At 55.9% G+C, this 24,784-nt stretch carries 21 protein-coding genes; 8 read left to right on the top strand and 13 right to left on the bottom strand.

Going from position 1 to position 24,784, the window contains the following annotated elements; genetic code table 11:
* Nucleotides 1-80 precede the first annotated feature (80 nt).
* The 8 genes from ACR0DT_RS22405 to ACR0DT_RS22370 are packed head-to-tail and all read left to right on the top strand — an operon-like array spanning nucleotide 81 to nucleotide 6,990.
* Entirely contained in the window at nucleotides 81-854 is a 774-nt protein-coding gene (locus ACR0DT_RS22405) for an N-formylglutamate amidohydrolase (RefSeq protein ID WP_480712895.1), read from the top strand.
* A complete protein-coding gene (locus ACR0DT_RS22400) occupies nucleotides 851-1,492 on the top strand; it encodes a cysteine hydrolase family protein (protein ID WP_480712894.1) in 642 nt (213 codons plus the stop codon). The genes ACR0DT_RS22405 and ACR0DT_RS22400 overlap by 4 nt, the downstream gene beginning before the upstream one ends.
* Nucleotides 1,485-2,195, top strand: a complete 711-nt coding sequence (locus ACR0DT_RS22395) for an ABC transporter ATP-binding protein (protein WP_480712893.1) — start codon at nucleotides 1,485-1,487, stop codon at nucleotides 2,193-2,195. Before ACR0DT_RS22400 ends, ACR0DT_RS22395 begins: the two co-directional genes overlap by 8 nt.
* Nucleotides 2,196-2,224: 29 nt before the next feature.
* Nucleotides 2,225-3,379 carry an ABC transporter substrate-binding protein gene (locus ACR0DT_RS22390; RefSeq protein ID WP_480712892.1) on the top strand — a complete coding sequence of 385 codons (1,155 nt, stop codon included), beginning with the start codon at nucleotides 2,225-2,227 and terminating at the stop codon, nucleotides 3,377-3,379.
* A gap of 41 nt (nucleotides 3,380-3,420) precedes the next feature.
* Nucleotides 3,421-4,125: an ABC transporter ATP-binding protein gene (locus ACR0DT_RS22385; RefSeq protein WP_480712953.1), complete on the top strand. Its 705-nt coding sequence runs from the start codon at nucleotides 3,421-3,423 to the stop codon at nucleotides 4,123-4,125.
* Between the two features lies 1 nt (nucleotide 4,126).
* The gene (locus ACR0DT_RS22380; RefSeq protein ID WP_480712891.1) at nucleotides 4,127-5,023 is read left to right on the top strand and encodes a branched-chain amino acid ABC transporter permease; all 897 of its coding nucleotides are present in this window, start codon (nucleotides 4,127-4,129) and stop codon (nucleotides 5,021-5,023) included.
* Entirely contained in the window at nucleotides 5,020-6,048 is a 1,029-nt protein-coding gene (locus ACR0DT_RS22375; RefSeq protein ID WP_480712890.1) for a branched-chain amino acid ABC transporter permease, read from the top strand. The genes ACR0DT_RS22380 and ACR0DT_RS22375 overlap by 4 nt, the downstream gene beginning before the upstream one ends.
* Nucleotides 6,049-6,051: 3 nt before the next feature.
* The gene (locus ACR0DT_RS22370; RefSeq protein ID WP_480712889.1) at nucleotides 6,052-6,990 is read left to right on the top strand and encodes an acetamidase/formamidase family protein; all 939 of its coding nucleotides are present in this window, start codon (nucleotides 6,052-6,054) and stop codon (nucleotides 6,988-6,990) included.
* A gap of 1,167 nt (nucleotides 6,991-8,157) precedes the next feature.
* Here the strand turns inward: ACR0DT_RS22370 and ACR0DT_RS22365 are convergent.
* The 13 genes from ACR0DT_RS22365 to ACR0DT_RS22305 form a co-directional block, all read right to left on the bottom strand.
* Complete coding sequence (locus tag ACR0DT_RS22365) at nucleotides 8,158-9,510, bottom strand: aminotransferase class III-fold pyridoxal phosphate-dependent enzyme (RefSeq protein ID WP_480712888.1); 1,353 nt, start codon at nucleotides 9,508-9,510, stop codon at nucleotides 8,158-8,160.
* A 168-nt stretch (nucleotides 9,511-9,678) separates the two neighbouring features.
* Entirely contained in the window at nucleotides 9,679-10,635 is a 957-nt protein-coding gene (locus ACR0DT_RS22360) for a phosphotransferase enzyme family protein (protein ID WP_480712887.1), read from the bottom strand.
* On the bottom strand, nucleotides 10,632-11,921 hold the full coding sequence (locus tag ACR0DT_RS22355; RefSeq protein ID WP_480712886.1) for an aspartate aminotransferase family protein: 1,290 nt from the start codon (nucleotides 11,919-11,921) through the stop codon (nucleotides 10,632-10,634). Before ACR0DT_RS22355 ends, ACR0DT_RS22360 begins: the two co-directional genes overlap by 4 nt.
* 17 nt (nucleotides 11,922-11,938) lie before the next feature.
* Nucleotides 11,939-13,426 carry an aldehyde dehydrogenase gene (locus ACR0DT_RS22350; protein WP_480712885.1) on the bottom strand — a complete coding sequence of 496 codons (1,488 nt, stop codon included), beginning with the start codon at nucleotides 13,424-13,426 and terminating at the stop codon, nucleotides 11,939-11,941.
* A 4-nt stretch (nucleotides 13,427-13,430) separates the two neighbouring features.
* Nucleotides 13,431-14,963 (bottom strand): tripartite tricarboxylate transporter permease, encoded by a 1,533-nt coding sequence (locus tag ACR0DT_RS22345; protein ID WP_480712884.1) that lies wholly within the window; start codon nucleotides 14,961-14,963, stop codon nucleotides 13,431-13,433.
* Nucleotides 14,964-14,972: 9 nt separating this feature from the next.
* Nucleotides 14,973-15,509, bottom strand: a complete 537-nt coding sequence (locus tag ACR0DT_RS22340) for a tripartite tricarboxylate transporter TctB family protein (RefSeq protein ID WP_480712883.1) — start codon at nucleotides 15,507-15,509, stop codon at nucleotides 14,973-14,975.
* A 57-nt stretch (nucleotides 15,510-15,566) separates the two neighbouring features.
* Nucleotides 15,567-16,502 (bottom strand): tripartite tricarboxylate transporter substrate binding protein, encoded by a 936-nt coding sequence (locus ACR0DT_RS22335; protein ID WP_480712882.1) that lies wholly within the window; start codon nucleotides 16,500-16,502, stop codon nucleotides 15,567-15,569.
* Nucleotides 16,503-16,542: 40 nt separating this feature from the next.
* Nucleotides 16,543-17,784 (bottom strand): Tm-1-like ATP-binding domain-containing protein, encoded by a 1,242-nt coding sequence (locus ACR0DT_RS22330; protein WP_480712881.1) that lies wholly within the window; start codon nucleotides 17,782-17,784, stop codon nucleotides 16,543-16,545.
* Nucleotides 17,785-17,880: 96 nt separating this feature from the next.
* Nucleotides 17,881-20,343, bottom strand: a complete 2,463-nt coding sequence (locus tag ACR0DT_RS22325) for an FAD-dependent oxidoreductase (RefSeq protein ID WP_480712880.1) — start codon at nucleotides 20,341-20,343, stop codon at nucleotides 17,881-17,883.
* A 486-nt stretch (nucleotides 20,344-20,829) separates the two neighbouring features.
* Nucleotides 20,830-21,594 (bottom strand): IclR family transcriptional regulator, encoded by a 765-nt coding sequence (locus tag ACR0DT_RS22320; protein ID WP_480712879.1) that lies wholly within the window; start codon nucleotides 21,592-21,594, stop codon nucleotides 20,830-20,832.
* Between the two features lie 256 nt (nucleotides 21,595-21,850).
* Nucleotides 21,851-22,033: a DUF2783 domain-containing protein gene (locus ACR0DT_RS22315; protein WP_480712878.1), complete on the bottom strand. Its 183-nt coding sequence runs from the start codon at nucleotides 22,031-22,033 to the stop codon at nucleotides 21,851-21,853.
* A gap of 4 nt (nucleotides 22,034-22,037) precedes the next feature.
* Nucleotides 22,038-23,663, bottom strand: a complete 1,626-nt coding sequence (locus ACR0DT_RS22310; protein WP_480712877.1) for an FAD-dependent oxidoreductase — start codon at nucleotides 23,661-23,663, stop codon at nucleotides 22,038-22,040.
* Between the two features lie 37 nt (nucleotides 23,664-23,700).
* Nucleotides 23,701-24,651: an MBL fold metallo-hydrolase gene (locus tag ACR0DT_RS22305; protein ID WP_480712876.1), complete on the bottom strand. Its 951-nt coding sequence runs from the start codon at nucleotides 24,649-24,651 to the stop codon at nucleotides 23,701-23,703.
* Nucleotides 24,652-24,784 lie beyond the last annotated feature (133 nt).

Here is a 24,784-nt window from a genome sequence, read left to right as displayed (position 1 = left end):
AAGGGATCGCATGGAAGGAAAATTTCAGTCAATCTATTTTTTGTTGACTCTGAAAAAAATTGTTCCCTAATTTGGACCGCATGAACACTTCCGTCGCAACCGAGAGCCTGCTGCTCTCCGGGGATCCCGCCCCGGTGGAGTGGGTCAATCGCGATAGTGATGCCCCGGTCGTCTTACTGTGCGAACACGCCGGCCGGCAGATCCCTCAAAAACTTGGCGATCTGGGTATCTCGGAAGAAGTGCAGGCCAGTCACCGCGGTTGGGATATAGGTGCCGAGGCAGTGGCGCGGCAACTGGCTGATCGGTTAAAGGCCCCACTGCTTTTGCAGCGTTATTCCCGGCTGGTAATTGACTGTAACCGACCCTTGGATGCCCCGGATTCGATTCCGCCATTCAGCTTTGATGAGCAGATTCCGGCGAATCTAAACCTTACCGCGTCCGAGCGAACTGCGCGACAGAAAGAAATTATGGCACCGCTAAATACCGCAATCGAACATATGCTAGACCGCGTTCCCCGTACGCTGGCGGTCTCGATTCATTCCTTCACTGCGCATGTTGCGGGTGTGTCCCGGCCGTGGCACGCTGGGTTCCTTACACGCGAAGACACGGCAACGGGCCAGGCGCTGATCGCCCACATTTCAGCCCGCCGACCAGACCTACACTTGGCGTTGAACCAGCCCTACCAGATCGACAGTGAAAGCGACTGGTTCATCCCGCACTTCGTCGAACCGCGTGGTCTGGCGCATTCTCTGGTCGAGATTCGCAACGACCTGATCCGCGATGCAAAAGGCGCGGCGGACTGGGCGCAGCTTTTGGCGGATGCTTTTACCAGTTTACTGGAGGCCAAGCCGTGACCCTGACCCGTAATGTTCCGCTGATACCGTCGCAATCTGCGCTTTTGTTCATAGATGTACAAAATTTCTCGGCCCATCGGGACGGGGCTGAATTCAAGGACCTGCCTGAGGCCGAATTTCAGCAGAAATACGGCTGGTTTTTCGATCAGCTGGAAACCCGTGTAATCCCGAACATGCAGGCCATTCAGACTGCCTGCCGCACCGCTGGTGTTGAGGTAATGTATACCAATATCGAAAGCCTGACACTGGACGGGCGCGACCGGTCGCTGGATTACAAGATTACCGGCTTCCATGTTCCCAAGGGCAGTTGGGACGGTAAGGTGATCGATCAGATTGCACCCGTGGGGGATGAGATCGTGCTGCCTAAATCCTCATCCTCGGTCTTTGTGTCCACGCATATCGATTATATCCTGCGCAATCTGGGCGTCCGGCAGGTAGTCCTGGCCGGATTGGTCACCGACCAATGCGTTGAAAGCGCGATCCGGGATGCTTGCGATCTTGGCTATCTGGTGACTCAGGTAACCGATGCCTGCCTCACCTACTCGCCTGAACGCCACGAGAATTCCCTGAGTACGATTAAAGGCTATTGCAGGCAGATGACGGCGGCTGAACTGGTCGAGGAACTGGGGCATGCTTGAACTGAACGGCATCACCAAGACTTTTGGCGGGGTCCACGCGGTCGAGGATGTGACTATGTCCGTGGGCTCAGGCGAGGTGCGCGGCCTGATCGGTCCTAACGGGGCGGGTAAGACGACGCTCGTGAATCTGATTTCGGGTCTGCTGTCCCATTCGGCGGGCAGCCTGTCGTTGGACGGCGAACCGTTGGACCGACTGCGCGCGCATGAGCGCGCTGCACGCGGTGTGGCGCGGACTTTCCAGAATCTGCGGGTTTTTCCAAGCCTTAGCGTCGCCCAGAATATAGACGTTGCCCGCTATTCAGGGCGGGGTGCGGCGATTGTGGACGCCGCGATCGTTGAATTCGGCCTGTCGGACAAACTGAACCAAAGCGCTGGCTCGCTGGCCTATGGGCAGCTTCGGCGGCTGGAAATAGTGCGTGCGCTGGCCCTGAATCCGCGCGTCCTGATGCTTGATGAACCCGCCGCCGGGATGAACGAACAGGAAACTGACGCTCTGGGCCGATCTCTAACCTGGGTCCGAGCGCATTCGGATTGCGCGATCCTGGTCATCGACCATGATCTGAAATTCATCATGTCGCTATGTGACAGGATCACCGTTTTGAACATGGGCACCGTTATCGCCGAAGGCGCGCCCGAAGACATAACGAAGAACCAAGAGGTTATAGACGCTTATCTTGGCGAAACCGATGAACAGGCCGCGTGACGCAGGCGGCTATCAACAGGAGAATGAGTATGATGAAGCTGACCCTTTCCACTCTGACTGCCATGAGCCTGGCAATTCCGGCTGTTGCCGAGGACACAATCAAGATCGGCCTGGGTGTGCCGATGACCGGCGATTTGGCGATTTATTCTGAATATCTGGGCGCGCGCTGCATGGCCGACATGATCAACGCCGAAGGTGGCGCGGGTGGCAAGAAGATCGAAGTGCTGGTGCAGGATTCCGCGGGCGACACGCAGGCGGCGATTTCACTGGCTCAAAAGTTTCTGGATGAAGGGGTCGTGATGCTGGGCACCACGCCGTTTTCGGATACGATGATCCCGGTTGCACAGATCGCCCAGCCCTATGGCGTGTCGATCTTCCAACCGCAGTCCACGCAGGTCGAGATGCACGCCGGCATCGTCGACAATTTCTTTACTGGTGTCTCGCCCGATCCATTCACCGCCACCGCAGCTGCCAACTATGCGCTGAGTCAGGGCGTCAAAAACGTAGTCCTACTGACCTCGGACGAAGGCGGATCATGGTCGGCGCGGACACCGCTCTGGTTCGGCCAGGTGATCGAAGAAGGCGGGGGCAAGGTGCTGACCAAGATGAATTTCAGCTTTGGTACCTCGGATTGGTCTCCGCAGATCGCCGATATGAAGGCGCTGGGGGAACAGATCGACGCAGTTTATATCTCTTCGATCATGCCTGATATCGGCGTTCTGGTCCGGCAGCTGCGCAGTGCCGGGATTGATGCCTGGGTGGTTGGTTCCGATGGGTTTGACGACCCGTCGCTGGATGCGGTCGCCGTTGATGATCCATCCATCCTGGATAAGGTTTTCTTTGCCACGCTGGCCCCAAGCCATGACGAGAGCGCCGTGGTGAAATTTATGTCCGATTGCAAGGAATTAGGCCATGACGTGCCGGGCTTGTTTCCTGCCACCGGCGCCGACACGGTCAAGGCCGTGGCCTGGGCTGTCGAAACTTCGGGCAGCTCCGACCCGGCGGTCATCGCCGAAACGATCCGTAATGCCGATACCATCCCGGTTCTGACGGTCGACAACATTTCGTTCAAGGATACCAAAACCTACGCCCAACGTACGATCCCGGTGATCGGCTACAAGGACGGCAAGCGAGTATTGATCTCAAACGAGATCCCAGAAAACACACCAAAGGAATGGAACTGAGCACACAGTTGGGGGCGTTTCCCGCCCCCAAAACCCAATCAATGTTGAATGTAGAAAATCTTATAGTTTCTCACGGCCCGATCGAAGCCGTGCACGGCATCTCTTTTGCTGTAGAGCAAGGCTGTTGCGTGTCCTTGTTGGGCCCGAACGGGGCGGGTAAGACCTCGACTATCTCTGCGTTGATGGGAGTGGCCCAATCGTCGGGGCGGATTTCGTTTGACGGAGCTAACATCTCGGCCCTGCCGGTGGAAACGCGGGTGCAGGCAGGTATGTCCGTGGCTCCCGAGGGGCGCCGGGTTTTTTCAAATCTAAGTGTCGAGGAAAATCTGGTTCTGGGCGGTGCGACCCGCCCTGACCGCGACGGCAAAGATTCGGATACAGCGCTTTGGCTTGAAACATTTCCAATCCTGGGCGAGCGGCGCAACCAGCTCGCTGGTACTTTGTCGGGTGGAGAGCAGCAGATGCTCGCCATTTCGCGCGCGCTAATGACGCGGCCCAAGATCCTATTGCTGGACGAACCTAGCCTGGGACTGGCCCCCAAAATCGTCACCCAGATATTCCAGATGATTGAACGACTGAAAGCCGAAGGCATGACTATCCTGTTGGTGGAACAGAATGCATCACAAGCGCTGCGCCTTTCGGATTATGCGTATCTTCTAAACAACGGAAGGATCGTGGCCGAGGGTACAAAGGAAACACTGGGCCAAAGCAGCGCGCTGATGGCGGAACTCACGGGGATCGCCTAATATGGAATATGTGGCCCAGCAGGTTATGAACGCTCTCGCCTTTGGGGCAGAATATGCGCTGATCGCCTTGGGTCTCGCAATTGTCTTCTCAATCATGGGGTTGGTGAATTTTGCCCACGGCGAGGTGATCGCTGTGGGCGGCTATACGATGGTCGCTTTTGCCGCGCTGGCGCTGAGCAATCCGTTCATCGTCATCGGTGGTGCAATTGCGGCGGCAGTATTGATGTCGCTGGCACTGGAACGGGTGGCGTTCCGGCCCGTACGCTATGCGGACCCAACGACGGGTCTGCTTACCGCTTTCGGCGTTTCGATCATCCTGCAAAACGTATTTCTGCTGGCAGTTTCGCCCCGACCCGTGGCCGTTACCTCACTCTATTTTCTGGACTGGCCGGTACAAGTGCTGGGCGTGCGGGTGTCCTCGCTTCAGGTGTTCGAGGCAGTGACGACGGTTCTGGTGATCGTCGGGCTGATGCTGTTTCTCAAGCGCACGACTCTGGGTCTGGCCATGCGCGCCGCCTCGCTTGATTTTGAGATGGTCCGCATGGTCGGCGTCAGATCAAACCGGGTGTTTGCCGTGGCCTTCATGGTGTCGGGGCTTCTGGCCGGCCTGGCCTGTATCTTCATCATGGCACGGCGCGGGTCGGTCGATCCGCATCTGGGGTTCAATCCGGTGCTCAAAGCCTTTGTGGCCTGCGTTGTCGGCGGGTTTGGTAGCCTGCCCGGCGCGGTGCTGGGTGGCTTTCTTCTTGGCGCGGTCGAGGTCGCAATGCTGGTATTGCTGCCGCAGGAATATGGCGGCATGAAAGATGCCTTTGTCTTTGGCATCATTGCCCTGGTTTTGGTCTGGAGGCCGAATGGCATCCTTTCTCCTCCAACTGAGAAGGGTGACAAGATATGATCGTGAACCCCAGTCAGAAACGCGGACTAGTGGGTGCTGCGATCCTGGCCGCTGTGCTGATCATCATTGGCCTGATCGTGATCTATTTCGGCTCGCGCTATCAGTTGCGGCTGGCCTACAGCGCCTTTGTGAACTTGCTGGTTGTACTTGCGATGCAAGTATTCATGGGTAACGCTCGGCTGACCAATCTCAGCCACAGTGCCTTTATGGGGATCGGGGCCTACGTGGCTGCAATCTGCGTGACTCCGGTGACTGTCAAATCGATTTCGCTGCCGGATGCGCCTTGGGGCTTGAACGCGTTTTCGTTGGATCCTGTGACCTCGGCATTGCTGGCCATCGTGATCACGGCGGCGCTTGCGCTGATTGTCGGCTTGTTCGTAGTGCGCCTAACGGGGTCGGGCGTGACCATCTTTTCCCTCGCCGTTCTGGTCATCGTTCATTCGGTGTTTTTGTACCGTACGGATATTTTCAAAGGAAATCAGGCATTCTTCGGCATCCCGCAAGTGTTCTCGCTGACGTCCATCGTAATCCTGTCAGTGATCGTGGTTTTTGTTGTGCGCCTGTTTCGGGAAAGCCGCTGGGGCATTCAGTTGCGTGCCTGCGCTGACGATGAGGTTGGCGCGGTGGCGATGGGCGTGAACATCCGCAAACTGCGCCTGATTGCCTGGGTTCTTTCGGCGGTGCTGCTGGCGGTGGCCGGGATTGCCTATGCGTTCTTCCTTGGTACGATCAGTGCACGACCGTTCTATTTCAACCACGTCTTCCTGACGCTCGCCATGCTAATCCTCGGGGGAATGCGGACGGTCACGGGGGCTGTACTCGGAACCTTGCTGATCTCGTTCGGGCTGGAATGCGTACGTTGGCTGGAAACCGGTCCGGCCCTGCTGGGGATTGACCTGCCCGAGGTGCTGGGTCTGTCAGGCATCGCCCTTGGTACGGTGATCGTGCTGACAATGGCACTGCGCCCCGGCGGCATCATGGGTGATTCCGAAATCGAGGACCTCGTACTGAGAAAACAGGAGTGAGTCATGGGCTGCAACCACACCATTCACAAGCACAACCACCATTTTGGCTGGGACAACTCCATTGAGCCCGTCCTGAGCGTCGATCCGGGTGATACGATCGAGGTCGAGACCATCGACAGTTCGGGGGGGCAATTGAACGCATCTTCAACCTTGGCTGATCTGGACGCGCTGTCTTTTGACGAGGTCAACCCGGTCACCGGACCAATTCAAATAAAGGGGGCTGAGCCAGGCGATACAGTTGCTGTCTCGTTCCTCGACTTCAAGCCTACAGGCTGGGGTTGGACTGCCAACATCCCCGGTTTTGGTTTGTTGACTGATAAGTTTCCTGATGCGGCGCTTCATATCTGGAAATACGATGCGATCGCGATGTCTCCAGCCTTGTTCGGCCCCGGCGGCAAGGTTCCGCTCAAGCCGTTTGTGGGCACAATCGGGCTGGCACTGGCGGAACCGGGCCTGCATTCAGTCGTCCCCCCGCGCCGGGTCGGTGGCAATCTGGACATCCGCGACAATTGTGTGGGCACAACGCTCTACCTGCCGGTTGAGGTGACAGGCGGGATGTTGTCGCTGGGCGACACACATGCCGCGCAGGGCGATGGCGAGATTTGTGGTACCGCAATCGAAAGCCCGATGGATGTGGCCATCAAGATAGATCTAATCAAGGGTGAAAACCTGCCCTTCCCAAGGTTCGAAACCAGCGGCCCCGTTACCCGCCATTTCGATAGCGCAGGGTACAAGGTTACAACTGGTATCGGTGAGGACTTGATGCAGGCTGCCCGAGATGCGGTCTCGGGCATGGTCGACTGGATATCCTCCACAACGGGCATGTCGGCGTTAAATGCCTATATGCTGTGCTCGGTCTGCGGCGACCTTCGGATAAGTGAGATTGTGGACATACCGAATTGGACCTTGTCGTTCTACTTTCCAAAATCCGTACTGGATTAACAAAAACGGCGACTGCGTTTTCCCGCTCAGGATTCAAGCTTGAGCCAACGTGGTGCATGAAATTGCTGGCATCCCCACCCGATCCGGCAAAGCCGCCAGGTTGAAATCAAGTTTGTTATCCAATCTAGAATGGCTGCGATCACCATGAGCCAGACATTGAACAGACTGTCTCGTAGAAGCCGATCATCAACGGCAAGAGACCTGTATTATCCACAAGTTCATAGCTGCCAACGGTGATCCGTTTAGTAGCCGAGATTGGATCAGTGCCAACCATCTTAATCAGCACGCCCGATGTTTTTTCGCCGAAAGGCGAGAAGCACGATGCCTATTTGAAAATGAAACCACGTGTCGAAGATTTAAACTTTGATCTAATGCATGGGCTTCCTTGCACTGTTACTGTGGAACACGGATCTGTTGTTCCCGAATGCCCTTATTACCTGTTAACCAGCCCGGAACGAGGGTTCCGTCATCGGTCACGCAAAGGAGCGTTCCTTGTCCGTTCAAAGCATAACCCAAAAGCAGGCGCGGTTCGAAATCACGTATGGCGCGATCAATTCGCTCCTGTGCCGTATTATTTAGCCGCTGATGGTCGCCACGGAGTATCCTTGATCCAACCGGTTTCGCGAACGTCCGCACATATCGTCCCGGCAGCGTGACCGTGTCCAACGGGATTGGTTGAGTTCCCTCGGTTTGGATGTCAGCGTGTATGAAATGTGGTTCACTCTGATTGTAGAATTGTAGGCAATTTCACAGAAATTCGACACGGTTCGCTGGGGCAGCAGAGTGGTTTACGCAATTCATATGGCAGATCGCCTTCGGCCACGCCTACTCCATTGGATCAGAGTGTTTCAACACTACCGCTCCTTCGATAGAGCCAATGGTATCCAGCCAGATACTGCGAGTCATGGCAGGGGCAGTTCGCCAAAAAACACAATCAAAGTGGTGGACCCACAATCTTTCTCACTTCGGGACAACGCGGTTCATAGTTGTCCAAGCAATCCGTGTGTTGCACCACGTGCAAAGATCAGAGCGGCTATTCCGATGTCCTTCTTTGTCGGTCAAAATTTGATCCCGACCCTTTTTGGTCTTGTTGCTCATGTCGAAGCTCAGCCGATGCAGTCGATGACCATCGGTTTCTCAAGGGCCGAGAAGAAACCCAGCCAACCCCTAAAGGCTAGCCAGACCGGTTTCGAGCGCTGACAGTATCTTGGTCACGTCGTCCGAGGTGATGACCAGGGGCGGCGACAGGATGATGTTGTTGCCGGATACGCGGACCATCACACCATCTTCGTAAGCCGCCTTCTGCGCCTGTAGTGGCAAATGTTTGGCGATAGGTGCCTTGCTTGCGCGGTCCGAGACCAGTTCCAGCGCGCACATCAGCCCCTCGCCGCCGCGCACATCGCCGATGGCATCAAATTTGTCGGCCAGCTTTTGCAGACCGGTATACAATTCGTCACCGCGCGCCGCGGCGTTTTCCCAAATTCGCAAGCGGTTGATTTCCGACAGTGCAGCCAGTGCAGCCGCTGCACCGACCGGGTGGCCGGAATAGGTATAGCCTTGATCGATTGAAGCTTTGCCGGTGGTATCGCTTTCGAAAACCTCTGCCACCGCACCTGAAATCATCGCCGCGCCGAAGGGGAAGTAGCCGTTGGTGATGGCTTTGGCCGTGGTCATGATGTCGGGCTGAACGCTCCAGTGACGCGCACCACTTTCGCTGCCAGTGCGGCCAAAGGCGGTGATGATTTCATCGGAAATCAGCAAAATCCCATGTTTGGAGCAAACTTCGCGTACCATCGGCATAAAGCTTTTATGTGGCGGGATCACACCACCTGCACCTAGGACTGGCTCCATGATGAAAGCGGCGACCGTGTTTGCGCCCTGAAAGGCAATCTCAGCTTCCAGCGCTTTGACGCACAGCTGGGCCAGGCGCTCAGGGTCGGCCTCGTCAAAAGGATTGCGATAAGTCCAGGGGGCGGGCACGTGGAAACACCCGGGCATCATCGGCTCGTATGCGGCGCGGAACTTCTGGTTCCCGTTGACTGAGGCGGCTGCGAAATGGGTGCCGTGATAACCCTGCTTCAAACTAATGAACTTGGTGCGCCCGGCCTCACCACGCACTTTGTGATACTGACGGGCCAGTTTCAGTGCGATCTCAACGGAATCCGAACCACCTGAGGTAAAAAAGGCGCGGGTCAGGCCGTCAGGGGCAAAGAACTGTGCCAGTTCATATGAGAGTTCGATGGCTTTGTCGTTGCTGGTGCCGCGGAAGGTTGAGTAGTAGGGCAGCGCATTTAGCTGATCGGCAATTGCCTGTTTCACCGGATCGCAAGAATAGCCCAGATTGACGTTCCACAACCCGCCCACGGCGTCGATGGCTTTATGGCCATCCACATCGATGATGCTGACGCCTTCGCCACCGGTCAGGATGGTCGGCGGGTTCTTCTGGCTGTCGGCCGGGTGCGCCATGGGGTGCCAGAAATGACGGGCGTTGTTTTCCTTCAGGAAGTTGGAGTCTTTCATTTTTTGCTTCTCCGTAGAGTGCCTTTTGGCATCAGATTGTCAGAGCGTCGGTAAGTCGAGCGAGGTCAAACCTTCAAAATGCCCGCGTTGGGACATCGACAATGGTAGCCCCGCCATCCACAGTCAGGGTTGCGTCGGAGATTATGGCGACTTTTCCGTTAAGCCGATTCATGACGCGTTCTCCTGAACAGCCAGATAGTCCAGCGCCAGTTTGCGGGTATTGCGGGTGAATCTTTCATTGCGGAGTTCCGAGCCGTCTTCTTGCATGCGAGCGATGATCCAACCAACGTATGTCGCGGATCTGAGCAGTATGAACAGGTCCAACGGCGCGGTGTCGATTTCGCGAACGGATTTGTAACCTTCGATCAAGGCATCGCGCAGTTCGGGGTAATCGGGCTCATCAAGATTTTTGAGCAAGGTCGTCGCGAGGTCAAACAACCGGAAGCCAAAGCCGCTGTCATCGAAGTCTATCAGTTGCAGTTTGTCACCGTCGACCATGACGTTTTCGCGGACCAGATCGGCGTGAATCAGGCCATAATCCAGCTCGGGTTCCAGCCGTAGCAATTCCTGATCCGCCACCTCACGGACCTTAAGGAACAGGTGGTGGTCTTCGTCGGAGAGGGTGGGGTTGTCCCAGAAGCGATCCCAGACAGGGTTCTTACCGACAAGACCCAGGCGGTCCCAGGCGCAGCGGGTAAACCCCTCGGGTGGGGACCAAGCGTCAGTTAATACATGCATTCGCGCCATTTCGCGCCCGATATCGCGGAACAATCCGGCGCGATCGTAAATCTCCATCGCCGCGCCGGTTTTGCCAATTGGCGCGCCGGAAAGCCACGTTAAAACGTCGATCTGAATCCCATCTATGACATGCAGATATTCGCCTGTGGTCGAGGCGACCGGAGCAGGGACATGCAGCCCACCTTTCGCCAGAGCGCCCATCCATTCCAATTCTGACCACAGCTCGGCATCAGTGCGATACCCGTCGCGATGAAATCTTAGAGCAAAGGCTTTGCCTTGGTGATCGACCCGGAAAACTCGGTTTTCGCGTTCTGCAATTAATGTGCAGGATGCGCCGTCGTATCCCCATAGCGCCAATGCTATTTCGATTGTCTCAGACACAGTCATAGCGCTGTTTCCGCCAATACGTCATCCAGTATGTCGAACAGCAGATCGGCATTCTCTTTTGAGAATGGCATTGGAGGGCGGATTTTCAGCGTATTCTTGTGCCGCCCCAGTTTTGAGTGAATGATACCCCGCTGGCGCATTTCGTTGATCACACGGTCGGTAAATGCACTGGCGGGTTCCTTGGATTCCCTGTCCAGAACCATTTCAGCCCCAAAGATCAGGCCCGAACCGCGGACATCACCGATGAAATCGTACTTCTGCTTCAGCGTTTCCATTCGTGTGCGGGCGTGGGTCCCCACGGTTTTGGCGTTTGCCAGCAGCTGATTGTCTTCGATCTCTTCCAATACGGCGATGGCTGCCGCGCATGAGACGGGATTGCCGCCGAAAGTGTTAAAATAGCGATAGCCTTTGCGGAAGGTCGCCAGAATTTCCGATCGTGTCACCACGGCCCCCACCGGATGACCATTGGCCATCGGCTTGCCCAGCGTCATCACGTCCGGAACAACACCCATTTTCTGGTGCGCCCACATGTGGGTACCGGTGCGGCCAAAGCCCGACTGAACCTCATCGCAAATCAAAAGACCCCCAGCCTTGCGCACTACTTCAGCCGCCGGTTTCAGCCAGCCATCGGGATGATCCGGAAAACCTTCGTTCAGGAAATATGGGCAGACCACGAGCGCGGCAAAGCCGATGCCGGATTTTTCATGTTCGGCGATTTGCTCGGCCACCGCGTCGGCGAATTTGGTGCCGTCCGGATCTGGGTTGCGATAACTGTCCGGCGCTTCGACAAAACGGAAATACTGCCCCAAGCCAAAGCCAACGGTCGGTTCGTTCGACTTGCTGAGCTGGCTGACCAGTGAGGTATTGCCGTGATAGGTCGCATCGGTGGCGATGATGCCGCGTTTGCCGGTCATGCCCTCGGCCATACGCAGGGCGATATCGTTGGCCTCAGACCCGGTACAGGTCAGGATTGCAGTGTCCAGCGACGCGTCCATTGTGCTGGTCAGTTTCTCAACATAGTCCAGAATACCATCGTGCAGATAGCGGGTATGGGTGTTGAGGGTCGCTGCCTGACGGCAAATCGCATCGACCACGCGCGGATTGCAGTGCCCGACATGCGGCACGTTGTTGTAGCAATCCAGATATTTGCGACCATCCGCGTCCCACAGCCAGACACCCTCACCCTTCACGACGTGAACGGGTTCATCATAAAAAGTCGAGACATTGGGACCCAGCAGTTTGCTGCGCCGTTCAATCAACTCTGCGGATTTGGGAGAGAGGGCCATTTGGGTCGTTCCTGAGATTAGAGTTGAATCCAGGCGGATTTCAGATCGAAATATTTCTCGATCGCATGCAACGATTTGTCGTGGCCGTTACCCGACTGACGCACACCCCCAAGCGGCACAGTCAGATCAGAGCCGCCATAGGTGTTCACGTGCACGATGCCCGCGCGGATACGTTCGACCATGCGATGTGCGCGGCTGAGATCGGCTGTCCAAACGCCCGCGGACAGGCCATAAACAGTAGAGTTGGCCAGCGCGACGGCCTCATCCTCGTCCCGAAATGTTGTGACCGCCAGAACCGGACCGAAAACTTCGTTCTGAAACAGTTCACTGTCCGGTTTGACTCCGGTCAAGATTGTGGGCTGCATGTAGTATCCGCCGGTTTCTTCCAAAATACGCTGGCCACCGGATCGGCATTCAGCTCCTTCGGCTTCAGCGCGATTGACGAAGCCCAGATTGGCCTCAAGCTCGGGCAGGGAATGCACGGCCCCGATCTGGCTGTTCAGATCCAGTGGATCACCAATGCGGTAAGCCTGCGCATGGCGAGCCATTTCTGCTATGAAGTCCTCGGCAATGTCTTCCTGTACCAGCAGACGTGACCCGGCGATGCAAACCTGCCCGGAATTGCGGAAGATCCCGGCCGCTGACACTTTGGCTGCCTCGGCCAGGTCTTTCGCATCGTTGAAAACGATGTTGGGGGATTTGCCGCCCAGTTCCAGATAACAGCGTTTGAGGTTGGAGCGTGCCGAGTACTCCAGCAACCGACGGCCGGTGGCACCGGATCCGGTGAACACCATGATGTCCACGTCCATGCTAAGCGCCAGCGCTTCGCCCACAACGCTGCCTTTGCCGGTCAACACATTGAACACACCTTCAGGCAAGCCTGCCTCGACCGCCAGTTCGGCGATTTTCAACAGCGACAGCGAGGCACTTTCGGCCGGTTTGAGGACGATGGAATTGCCAGCCGCCAGAGCGGGGGCAATTTTCCAGCTGCCAATCATTAAAGGAAAGTTCCAGGGAACAATCGAACCAACGACTCCAACAGGCGCATGATGCACCAACCCCAAGACGTTATGTGCGGTCGGGGCGATCTGACCGTAGATCTTATCGATCGCCTCGCCATAATATCGAAATGTCTGAGCCGCAGACAGGGCTTCGGCCTTCAGGGCCATGTTAATCTCGGTTCCGTTGTCGCGAACGCCCAAAACCGCGATTTCAAGTGCCCGTTCTTCGATCAGATCGGCAAGGCGTAGAAGCACTTTCTTGCGTGCTGCCGGGGCTGATCGGGACCAGCGCCCGCCCTCAAAGGCCGCCCGGGCCGAGGCCACGGCCCGGTTCATATCCTCTGGTTCACCACCAGCGATCCGAGTAATGCTTTGCCCGTTGATCGGGGACAGAACGTCCAATGTCTTGCCAGAAGCAGACGGGACCAATTGCCCATCTATGAAATGCCCTTGCAGGGGAATGTCTGCGTTTCTCAGGCCGTCGATTTTTTCCTGGTTCAGCATATTTTCACCCTTGCTGGTTCGGATGGTCAGAATCCACCGGGGGCAGATTGGGTTCTGGTCTGAGTTTGTTCTTGAACTCGTAGTACAACGTGCGGAAGTGCAGGATCAGGATCAGCACAATCAGTCCGAACAGGATGGCCGCAATGGGACGGTCGATGAAATCCAGTGGGGATTTTACCCGCGCCATAGCGCTGCGCAGCTTGGTTTCCATGATACCGCCCAGAACCATGCCCAGAATGATCGGAACAATCGGCAGGTCCAGCCGTTTGAGTATCAGGCCGAACACCCCGAACCCGGCGGCAATGGCGCAATCGGTGATCGAATTGCGCAGGCTGTACACCCCGACAAATGCCAGGATCAGGATCATTACCCCCAGGAACCTGGTCGGGATCTGAATAATCTTGAGCAACAGGTTAGTCGAGAACAGCAGGAACACCAGAACAATTACGTTCAGCAGGATCAGCGCCATATACAGCGCCATGACGAAGTCCATCTGGTTCTCGAACAGTTGCGGCCCTGGAATAACGTTGTGAACGTAAAACACCGAGAGCATCATCGCGGTCAGCGCTTCACCCGGGATGCCAAGCGCCAGCAGAGGGATCATTGCTGCCCCCGGCACGGCGTTGTTGGCGGATTCGGACGCCACCAGCCCTTCCGGCGATCCGTCGCCGAATTTCTCGGGGTCTTTCGAAGTTTTCTGTGCGTAGGTGTAGGACAGGAACTGCGATGTGAATTCGCCAGTGCCGGGGACCATTCCCATGAACACACCGATACTCGAAGATACAGTGGCGACGCGTTTGATGCCCAAAAGCTCTTTCAGACCAGCAAACATGTTGCCGTTTACATGTGTGTCGCCCGGTGCGTGATTCTTTTCCAGCAACAGCAGAAATGCCTGACTGATCGCAAACAGGCCCAACACGACCACGATCAGATCGACGCCTGACGCCAACCAGCTTTGGTCGAAAGTGAACCGCCGGGTATATTTAACCGGCTCAAGGCCAACTGTGTTAAGGAAGATACCAAATGCCGCTAGCATTCCGGCGGCAAAGATCTGTCCCCGGTGCGCGAGCACCACCAGAACAATACCCAAAAGGGCGGCGAGGAAAATCTCACGACTTCCGAAATGCGGCGCAACAAGCGCCAGCACGGGTGACAACACCATCAGGCAGATGATCGCAAACACGCCGCCAAAGAATGAGGCCGAGTAAGCCAGCGACAGGGCGCGATGCCCTTGCCCGCGTTTCGTCATCGGATAACCGTCATATGTGGTCAGCGCATTGACGGCCGTACCCGGTGTATTGATCAGGATCGCGGGGATGGCACCGCCATACATGGACGATCCATAGATACCCAACAGCAGCGTCAGACCTACGATGGGTTCAAATGCAAAAGTGGCTGGCAAAAGGATGGCGATGGCGACCGCCGCACCCACACCGGGCAGCGCACCGATGATGACGCCACCAATCGAACCGACCAGTAGGGCGACAATAACCTGCCATTGCAGCAGGATGGAGATACCGGAAAGAAGCGTTTCCATGCTGACCCCCTACAGATAGGTCAGCGCAAAGGCGCGTACAGATTCCGGCAGGTATTCGTAGATGGCCCCAGCCGGTATTTTGACTTGCAGAAAGGCCCGGAACACGATGGTGACGAGAAAGCCGAACAGTGCCGCGATACCTATTGCGCCTGCACCTCGGAACCCGGCGCGCAAGGTTAAAAAGACCGCAAACAGCATTGTGGACGGCAGGTAACCAATCTGCGGCACCAGCAGGACATAGATCAGGAAATAGGCAACATATTCAAACGACCGGACCCAGAAGCCAACCTCCATCCAGCGACCGCTGATCCGCTCGGATAAGGCCGAACTAAGCCAGTGCAAAAAGCCGAATATGACCATGCCCCAGACTGCAACCGTCGGCCATAGGCCCGGCTGTGCAAACCATTTGGTGCGCTTTACAACTTGGGTTTGTTCACCAAGCTGGGACAGAAGGAAAACGGAAAAGGCCAAAAATAAGACCGCAAACACGACATCGCCAGGTCGACGATACCTTTTGAACATGTCCTGAAGTGTCTTTGCAATCATCGCAGCCTCCTCCCGTGAAAAAGGCGCGGCAGCTACGTCCCGCGCCTGATCTGATGCTTATTCGCCCAGGATTTCTTCGATTTTTGCGAATGAGGCTTTGTCTTGCTCAATCTGAGCATTGGAAGAGTCTGGATCCTGCCAATAGATCAGCGCACCTGTTTCCTGCGCTAGCTTTTTGGCTTTGTCCGACTGCAAGGCCTTTTGCGCCGCTGCGGTAATTTTTTCACGTGCATCTGGAGGCGTGTCCTTGTGCACGAACAAACCGTTCCACAGGGCCAACGGCAATTCTGGGTTCAGCTCAACGACTGTTGGCGATTCCGGCACCAGAGAAATGCGTTCGCCGCCGATGCTGGCCAGAACATTCACCTGATCTAGGCAGGGCAGTACGAGCTGCAGAGTGGTGTTGATCACATCAACATCGCCCGAGGCCAGCGTGTTGCAATCCAACAAATCAAAGGCTGCTTCACTGGCAAAATCGAAACCGCTGCTGACAGCGGCTGCAAATGTCACCTGAGTTGGCGGAAGAACCGAACCAAAATGCCCAAGCGCAACATCGTTTTCTTTGCCGTGCTCAACCAGCTCCTCCCAGTTCGAGAACGGCGCATCTTTGCTGGATGCGATCACAAACGGATAGGTCAGGAAGATTCCGATGGGTTCGAACGGATTCGGATTGAGTTCGGGAATTCCGATATCAGGCCCGATGACGGGCACTCCGATGACAAATGAGCCGATGGTGTAGCCGTCCGCAGGGGCAGTGGCCACTTCGACCGCACCCGGGAATGGTCCGCCGCCGCCGCCGGGCTTATTCACCACCGCCGCCGGAACGCCGTACATCGCCTGGAATTCATCCGCAATCATGCGGGTCAGGACATCTTCAAGATCACCGGGCGGCCACGGTACAACAAATGAAACTGGTTTTTCTGGGTATTCGGCAAAAGCTGCCGTTGCGCTGAGCAGAGTGGCTGCGCATGCCATTTTGAAAACGTTCGTCATGGTTTCCTCCCTTTTGACGAATGGTATTGCGGTTTGTTGGTCAAGTGGTGCCGGGCGGGACAATTCCATCGGCAACCCATTGGTCGAATATCTTCAGTGCGGTGGCGTTGAATTCGGGGTCGTTGATATGGGCGTCCAGTTCCGTCACCTGGACGGAAGGCGCGACAGTCGCGCTGAGTTCGCCGATGAAAGCTTGCAAGCCATCGGCGTCGTGGCAATCACCGCCGGGGCGATCCCATTCCTCGATCCCTTCGCGCGGTATGATTAGATGCGTCGGCGCAGGGCTTTCCTCGAGGCGCTTATTTAACTCACGGGCAATCTCACGCCGTTCGTCCGCGTTGTAGTAGGTGTTCTTGACGAGCTTGTTGTGCGTGTGGATCGGGCGATCCTGGAACCGCTCTGGAATTTCCTGCCAACCAGCAAAATCGATCAGATCCATGCAACCAGGCGCCACGATTTGTGGAATGCCCGCACGTCCTGCCGCGCGATGCCGGTCTTTGCCCGCGTTCACGACCGAACCAGCCAAAAGGTTGCCCAACTCACACCCGGCAAAGTCCATCACGCAGACAAACCCATTTTGGCTGGCAATTTGCTCGAAGGCCATGCCGCCCATGCCCATCGCGTGAAACACCGCCACTTCGTAGCCGCGTTCTTCCAGAGCTGGTTTGAGCGTCTTGACATATTTCAGGCAAGACGTACCAAGCGATGTCATCCCCACCACCGGACGTCCGCTGATTGCAGGTTCTGCGGCCTGCGCCGCACCCAAAACCGCACCAGCCGCTTGCGCCAGAGAGGATTTGCAAATCGCATTCAACCCATAGAGACCGCCAGCCCACAGGATCATCTGAATGTCAGGAGACAAGCGCTCGGCCGGGATAAGAGCAGAGAATGAAACAGTTGACACCACATATTTCGGCATCCCAATCGGCAAGGCCTGACAAACATCCAAGGCCAAATCGGTGCCCATCGTGCCGCCCAGAATGATCACGCCATCGATCTGGTTTTCGTCGTGCAATTTACGAGCCAGTGAACAAGCACCCGTAGACATGATCTGCATCGCGACATGTTCGCTGCCGCTTTTGATGGCGGCCTGAATTGAACTACCTCCTGCCACGGCAACGTCGTGTTTCGAGTAATCGGTGGGTTGGGAAGGATCACCCAACACGCTGACATCAAGCGTTTTCACCTTGCCACCCAGAGAGCGGATCTTGTTGGACATGAATTCCAACTCGTCATTCTTGGTGTCGTACGTGCCAATGACCAGGATGGTCTTGTCCGCCATTTGATCCTCCCCTTCTGCATTGATTAACATATTAAGCAAAATATTACTTCACATGTCAACTAAATCTCTGCACCGCTTTTCCGGCTCGACCGCGTTTCAACTCCGCATCAACTCACCTTTCGGGTCATAGTAAGGCGCGAGTTGAACACGCAGCGGATACATTTCCCCGGCGATTTGCGCGTTGAACCCACCTTCGTCGATCCAGGCTTTGGACACGCCTTCGTCGCGGTGCAGACTGGCCAGACCCACCATCGCCCCCAGCCGGAAGCCCCAATCGCCAGACGTTACGTGACCAACGATCTGACCGTCTCTCCAGATCGGTTCGTTGTGAATCAGATAGGGGCCGGTTTTGGCATCCACTTGATCTACAATACACGACACAGTGCGGTACTGGATTGCCGCGCCGCCTGCCTTCTGTTCCGCCAGAACGGCTTTGCCAAGGAAGTCGTCCTCTTTGCCCAGAGCCACGGCGAAACCCAGGCCGGTTTCAAAAGGTGTGTCATCTTCGGCGATGTCATGGCCAAAGTGACGGAAGCCTTTTTCCAGGCGGCATGCATTCATTGCGAACATGCCCATGTGGCGCAGGCCATGCGGTTTGCCCGCTTCCATCAACGCCTCATAGACACCGACAACGAATTCGGTGGGCATCATCAGTTCATAGCCAAGTTCGCCAAGGAATGAGCGGCGGATGGCCCAACCACGGGCATAGGCCATGTCGATCTCACGCGCGGCACCAAAGGGGAAAGCCTCATTCGACAGGTCGTCGCCTGAGATGGCCTCCAGAATCTCGCGGGATTTAGGGCCGTGGATCGAGATCAGGCCATAGCCCGAGGTCGCGTCGAACACTTCGAAACGCCAGCCGGGATCGGCATGGTCTTTGATCCACCCTTGATCGCGCATTTGGCTGGGGTGGCCGGTGATGACCATAAAACAATCAAAGGCGGTGCGGGTCACAGTCACGTCCGCTTCGATCCCACCGCGGGAATTGAGGAATTGAGTATAAACCGAAGTACCAACCTCAAAATCCATTTGCGCGCCGCAAACCTTGTTCAGCGCCTTGACCGCATCCGGTCCCTGGACCTGAATTTTTGAGTACATAGATTGATCGATCAGTACGGCGGCGTCGCGGGCAGCTAGGCATTCGGCCTGCACATGGCCGGACCAGTCCTTCCACCAAAGGTTTGGTTCTTCGTTCCAACCTTTGTGCTCGGGGTCAAAATACATCGGCATTTCCCAACCGATCCGTTCGGCAAAAGTCGCACCCGCTTCTTTGAGGCGATCATGCAAGGGAACACGGCGCACTCCACGGGCTGAGCTAATCTGCCGCCCAACCCAGCTGACGCCATAGTGAAATCCGACTGCTTCGGCACTGCGGTCGTGGTTGTACTTGGTGTTACGCTGGAACGGGTGCGCCCGGCGTGCCAGCATCGGACCCATACCGCGCGACGGCGCACCGTCGGTCATCCATTCCGCCATCGTCAAGCCAACACCGCCCGAATTCAGAATACCGTTCGAATTCATGCCGGTGGCCACAAATAGCCCCTTGATCTCACTGGTTGGGCCCAGATAGGGGCGGCCATCCGGGGTGAAACTCTCGGGACCGTTGAAAAAGGTCTGAATACCCATCTCACCCAAAGCGGGCATACGCTCAAACATCTTTTCAAGACATGGTTCCACGTGCTCCATATCGAAGGGTAGTTCGTCGAATTCAAAATCCTCGGGGATACCACCTTTGCCATAAGGTTTGCCGTGTTTTTCGAACGAGCCAATCAGAAGCTTGCCGGTGTCCTCTTTCCAATAGGTCCGCTCTTCGGCGATGTTTAGGATCGGTTGCGTCTTGGGCAAACCTTCCACCGGCTCAGTGACGATGTAGAAATGTTCGGTCGCGTGTAGAGGTACGGTTACGCCATGCGCCTTGGCGAACAGATGGCTCCACATGCCACCCGCCAGCAGTACTTTGTCCGTAGCAATCACGCCTTTGTCCGTTTCGACACCTGTCACCTTTCCGTCTTTGACGACCAGCAGGGAAACGGTTGTGTTCTCGAATATCTGGGCCCCCAAGGCTCGCGCACTCTTGGTCATTGCGACGGTAACGTCCAGCGGGTTGACCTGGCCATTTGACGGGACAAAAAAGGCTGATTTCACATCATCCGTTTCAATCCACGGCCACTTTTCCTTTAACTCCTGCGGAGATAGCAGGAAGGATTCTATCCCCATGCGTACAGCGTGGTCATGGCTCCGCAGCAATTGTTCGTGCCGAACGTCGCCGATGGCCAAGTTGATTGTTCCATTGGGTTTGTAGCCTGTAGCTTGCCCGGTTTCCTCTTCCAGATCGCGATACAAGCGCGCCGTGTATTTCCCCAGTTCGGTCTGCGCTGTGCTGTCACGCAACTGCCCGACAATCCCAGCCGCGTGCCAGGTTGTGCCACTGGCGATCTTGCGGCGCTCGAGCAGAACGGCCGGTATGCCGCGCTTTGCCAGGTGATACAGAGTCGACACACCGATAATACCGCCGCCGACAATTACCACAGGCGCCCGATCGGGTAGAGAGTGAGCCATCACAACAACCTTTCAGCCCACTGTGCGGGCCATCCGTAGGTTTCCAACTGAGTGCAAACCAGGCCTTTCGATGCGCGCCTCATTTGCTCGAATTCGCAAATTTTGACAGAGAGAGGCGGGGTGGCAAAGTTTTCCGCACTATTGGTGCGATTAAAGCACCCTTGATGCCATGGACGGGTGCAACGATCGGCATTCTTTGCGTCGCCAGTTCGTTCACCGGGATCTCCTGTTCATACGATTCGAGCAGATTTCGGACTTGAAGAAAGTATTCGTTGCAATTGCAACGTTGTCAACTTTTTTGTTGCATTTGCAACGAAACTTTGTTGCCAGACGTGCTTGGGTAAATTTACTGACCAACAATCAAGAGCTTGTCGGAACACAGTCTGGGCGGCATCTAGGTGGTGTCTTGGCAACAAAGTTTTGTGCGCCAATAGATCCGGAGTTTGTAATGTGTTCGAGACCCGAAACTGCGGGTTCAGAGGCGCGTTAAACCGAAGCGGAGAGAGAGGAAGACCCGGTCATCGCGGTCTCTAGCTTTTCAATTGCTGTCTTCAAAAGCTGAACCAGTTCCTCGCAGCGCACCTCGTCCATGTTCAGATCAGGCACCGCAATGGCGATCGTCCCAGCCGGGTCCTCTCCATCGGTAAAGAACGGCATTGCCACGCTTGCCACGCCCAACTCGACAGTATTGCGGGTCGCAGCAAATCCACGATCTCGGTTCAGGGCTATTAGTTTCAGGAGCTCGTCGCTTTCAGTAACCGTAAATCGAGTCAGTTTTTCGCGTTTTTGTGCCAGCAGCTGCTCTCGCGTTTCGTCGGAGCAGAATGACAGGAAAGCGAGGCCCGAAGCTGAGGAGTGGTAGGGATACAAATCCGCTGGTCGTAAGTTGATGACGTTGCCCCTTGGGGGTAGGGTGAACGACGCGGTTGCCATGCCAGTTGCCCCCGGAATGCCGACATGAACAGTTTCATTTGCATGCGCAGATAGCCACTGCGACACGACCTGAGTGGCCTTGTACATCGGAACGGTGGCTTCTCTGAGCCGGGCCAATGAGAGAAAGCCGTGCCCGAGCCGATATTTTCGGTTCTCGGGGTTCTGTTCGATGAACCCATGCTTGATGAGAGATATCAACAGCCTGCGAATTACAGCTTTATCCTCGCCAGTGGCGCGCGCAAATTCATTCAAGCCTATTTCCAAATTTTCCAGCGAAAACTGGCGTAAAAGGCCCATGGCTTTGTCGACGGTTTTCATGGTGATCTCATTCTACCCGGAAACGTCCAGCAACCATCTGAACATGCGATTTCTATCGTATCATCGTTTTATCGTGACACAGTTCAGGTGTACCTGTCAGCAAATAGCCCACCATTTGTGCGAAAATAGCACCGGCTTCCAACTGTGGTGTAGCATCTCGAAAGCACTGGGACAAAACACGAAGCTTTCAACAAAATTTGGAAAGCCGTCTGGGCAGTAGGTCACAGATATGCAGAATTTCAGCTATTCCGAAGCTCTATTTCGAAACTTCCAGCGCTTGTTTTAGAGCTTCCCGGTCGCCGATGTGATTGGCCAGAACGAGAATAAGGCGAGAATTCAGCGCCTCGCTTTCCTCATCAGACAGACCCTCATGCGCGGCTAGGAGGTCAGCATAAAAATCATCCGGTGAATACAGGTTCGGCTCGGTAATCAGGGGCATCGGTTTATTCCTTTCCGCAGGCTTTCAAGACGGCTGAACGCAGCGCGCCCTCGTCATACTCACGCCAGCGTGCCGTAACGTGTTGGTCCGGGCGGATGAGGTAAACGGCTTGGCTTTCCGAACCTAGGTATCGTTCCGCCAAGGCACTCGATGGGTCGTCTGCAGTCTTCAGTCGAACGCTATTGATATGGATGCCGTCGACGTCGATGCCGTTCGGGACATCAGCGTTTATTGCCAACAACACGAACTCGTTTCCAAGTCGATCAAGCAGATAACTATCGCCAATCGGCGCATCTTTACACGGTGAACCTACCCGCGAAGCGGCAGGTCCTTCTGGAAGATTGTCCGTTCCGTTCAGTGGCGAATGATCATAGGTACAGGGCACCGAGAGGCGTCCCGAATTCACCAGTGGCCGCGCAAATGCGTGGCGCTCTGCCAGTTTGAGAACCGCATCCCGGAAGTTCTTGCTCACCTTTGATTTCGGCGTAATGAAATCGGTCGATCGGGTCGAGTTCAGGATGTTTTCATCTGCTCCGTAAATCCGTTCGTCATCGTAGGTGTCCAGAAGCCTTTCAGGTGCATTGCCTGAAATCACCAGCCCAAGCTTCCAGCCTAGGTTGTCGACATCCTGAAATCCGGAGTTCGCGCCGCGCGCTCCGAATGGCGACACTTGATGCGCGGAATCACCAGCAAAAATGACACGCCCGTGGCGGAACTGATTCATTCGACGGCATTGGAAAGTGTAGATTGACGACCAGACTATTTCATAGTCGACATCGTCGCCCAGCATCGCATCCAGCCGCTTACGGATGTTTTCCTCCTTCAATTCCTCTTTGCGGTCTACGTCCCAGCCAATCTGGAAGTCCACGCGCCACACGTTGTCGGGTTGTTTGTGCAGCAATGTCGAGGCGCCGGATTTGAAATAGGGCTCGAACCAAAACCAGCGTTCTGTCGGGAACTCGTTGTTTTTCATTTTGATGTCGGCGATCAGAAAGCTGTCCTGAAACACCCGGCCCTCAAAGCTCAGACCCAGCATGTCACGGGTGGGTGAGCCCGCACCGTCGCAGGCGATCATCCAGTCAGCCTCTATTTGATACGGACCGTCCGGAGTAGTGACGGACAGCACCACGCGGTCGTCTTTAACATCGATCGCATCGACCCGGTTCTTACCACGTACCTCGATAGGCGCTCCGCGCTCCTGTTCCGCGCAGATGGCTTCGAAAATGAACTTCTCGAAATAGGGCTGCTGCAGGTTGATGAAGGCCGGGTTGCGGTGGCCGGATTCCGCCAGCAGGTTGAATTCATAGACCTGCCTGTCATCCTGAAACACCTTGCCCACATTCCAGACCACGCCTTTGTCGAGCATTGGCGCGCCGCAGCCGTAACGGTCGGCGATTTCCAGCGTCCGCTTGGCAAAGCAGATGGCGCGGCTGCCTTGGCCGATCCCTTCGTGATCGTCCAAAACCAGTGCCGGAATGCCTTGCCGACCCAGATCCAGCGCGGTGGCCAGCCCGATCGGACCGCCACCCACGATGACGACCGGGTGACGTACCGTTTCGGATGCGTCCTGATCCTTGGATTTCTCATAGGGATAAAGCTTGAAGGCGAGAGAGTATCGGTCCTGAAGCATCGTGGTACCTAACTATCGGAGTTCGGGTGAGATAAGATCAGCTTTGCAGCTGTTCCCACATTTCCAGATCACGTTTGTCCGTCCAGATGCGGGGATGGGTGATCCCGCGAGCCTCGTCATAGGCTCGGCTGACGTTGAAGGGCAGACAGTGCTCGTAGATCGCGTAGTCCTTGAACTTGGGGTCGCACGTGTCGCGCACTGCGTCCCAGGCATCCTTGAGCGTGCCGCCCTTCATCGCGACGCGTTTGGCTGGACCGTAGGTTGAGTTCACGAAGTCACGCGTGCTTTCAATGGCGCGCTCGACCGCATCTTTGCCAACCAGTGCACCGCCACGACCCGGTGCGATGGCATCCACGTCATAGGCTTTGATCGAATCCAGCGTGTTGCCCCAATCCTCGAAATGGCCGTCGCCACAATAACAGGCCGAGTGGTCCTCGACGATGTCCCCGGTGAACATTACATTCTGATCCGGCACGTGGATCACCGCATCGCCTGCGGTATGGGCACGACCGATCTGTTTGATGTCGACGCGGCGGTTGCCAAGATAAACAGTCATGCTGTCGCTGAAAGTGGTTGTGGGCCAGGTCAATCCGGGAATGCTTTCATGCCCTTCGAACAGGCGCGGGAAACGTTGGAATTCACTGTCCCAATCCTCCTGACCGCGCTCCACCACCATCGAGCGGGCCACGTCGGACATGATCACCTGTTGCGCGCCAAAGGCGCTGGCGCCCAGAACGCGCACGGCGTGATAATGGGTCAGAACAACGTGGCTGATCGGCTTGTCGGTTACTTCGCGAACCTTTTCGATCACCTTATTTGCTAAACGCGGCGTCGCCTGCGCTTCGATGATCATCACGCTATCATCGCCGATGATGACGCCCGAATTCGGATCGCCTTCGGCAGTAAAGGCATAAAGCCCGACACCGATTTCGTCGAAAGTTATTGTCTTTTCGGTCAGGTCGCCTTGCGATGCGAATGCTTTTGCCATGGGTGTCCTCCGGTGCCCTTGCGGGCGGTTTTGGTATTAATTTCGTGTATATGGCTTATCGAGTGCTGGCATGATTGTTCCTGAGCAGTTTCCGAATCCGATAGTGTATCCGTTGCCTTTGGCTTTGCCTGTC

The sequence above is a fragment of the Ruegeria sp. BI11 genome (assembly GCF_056538005.1).
This window is presented reverse-complemented; position numbering and strand designations above follow the sequence as displayed.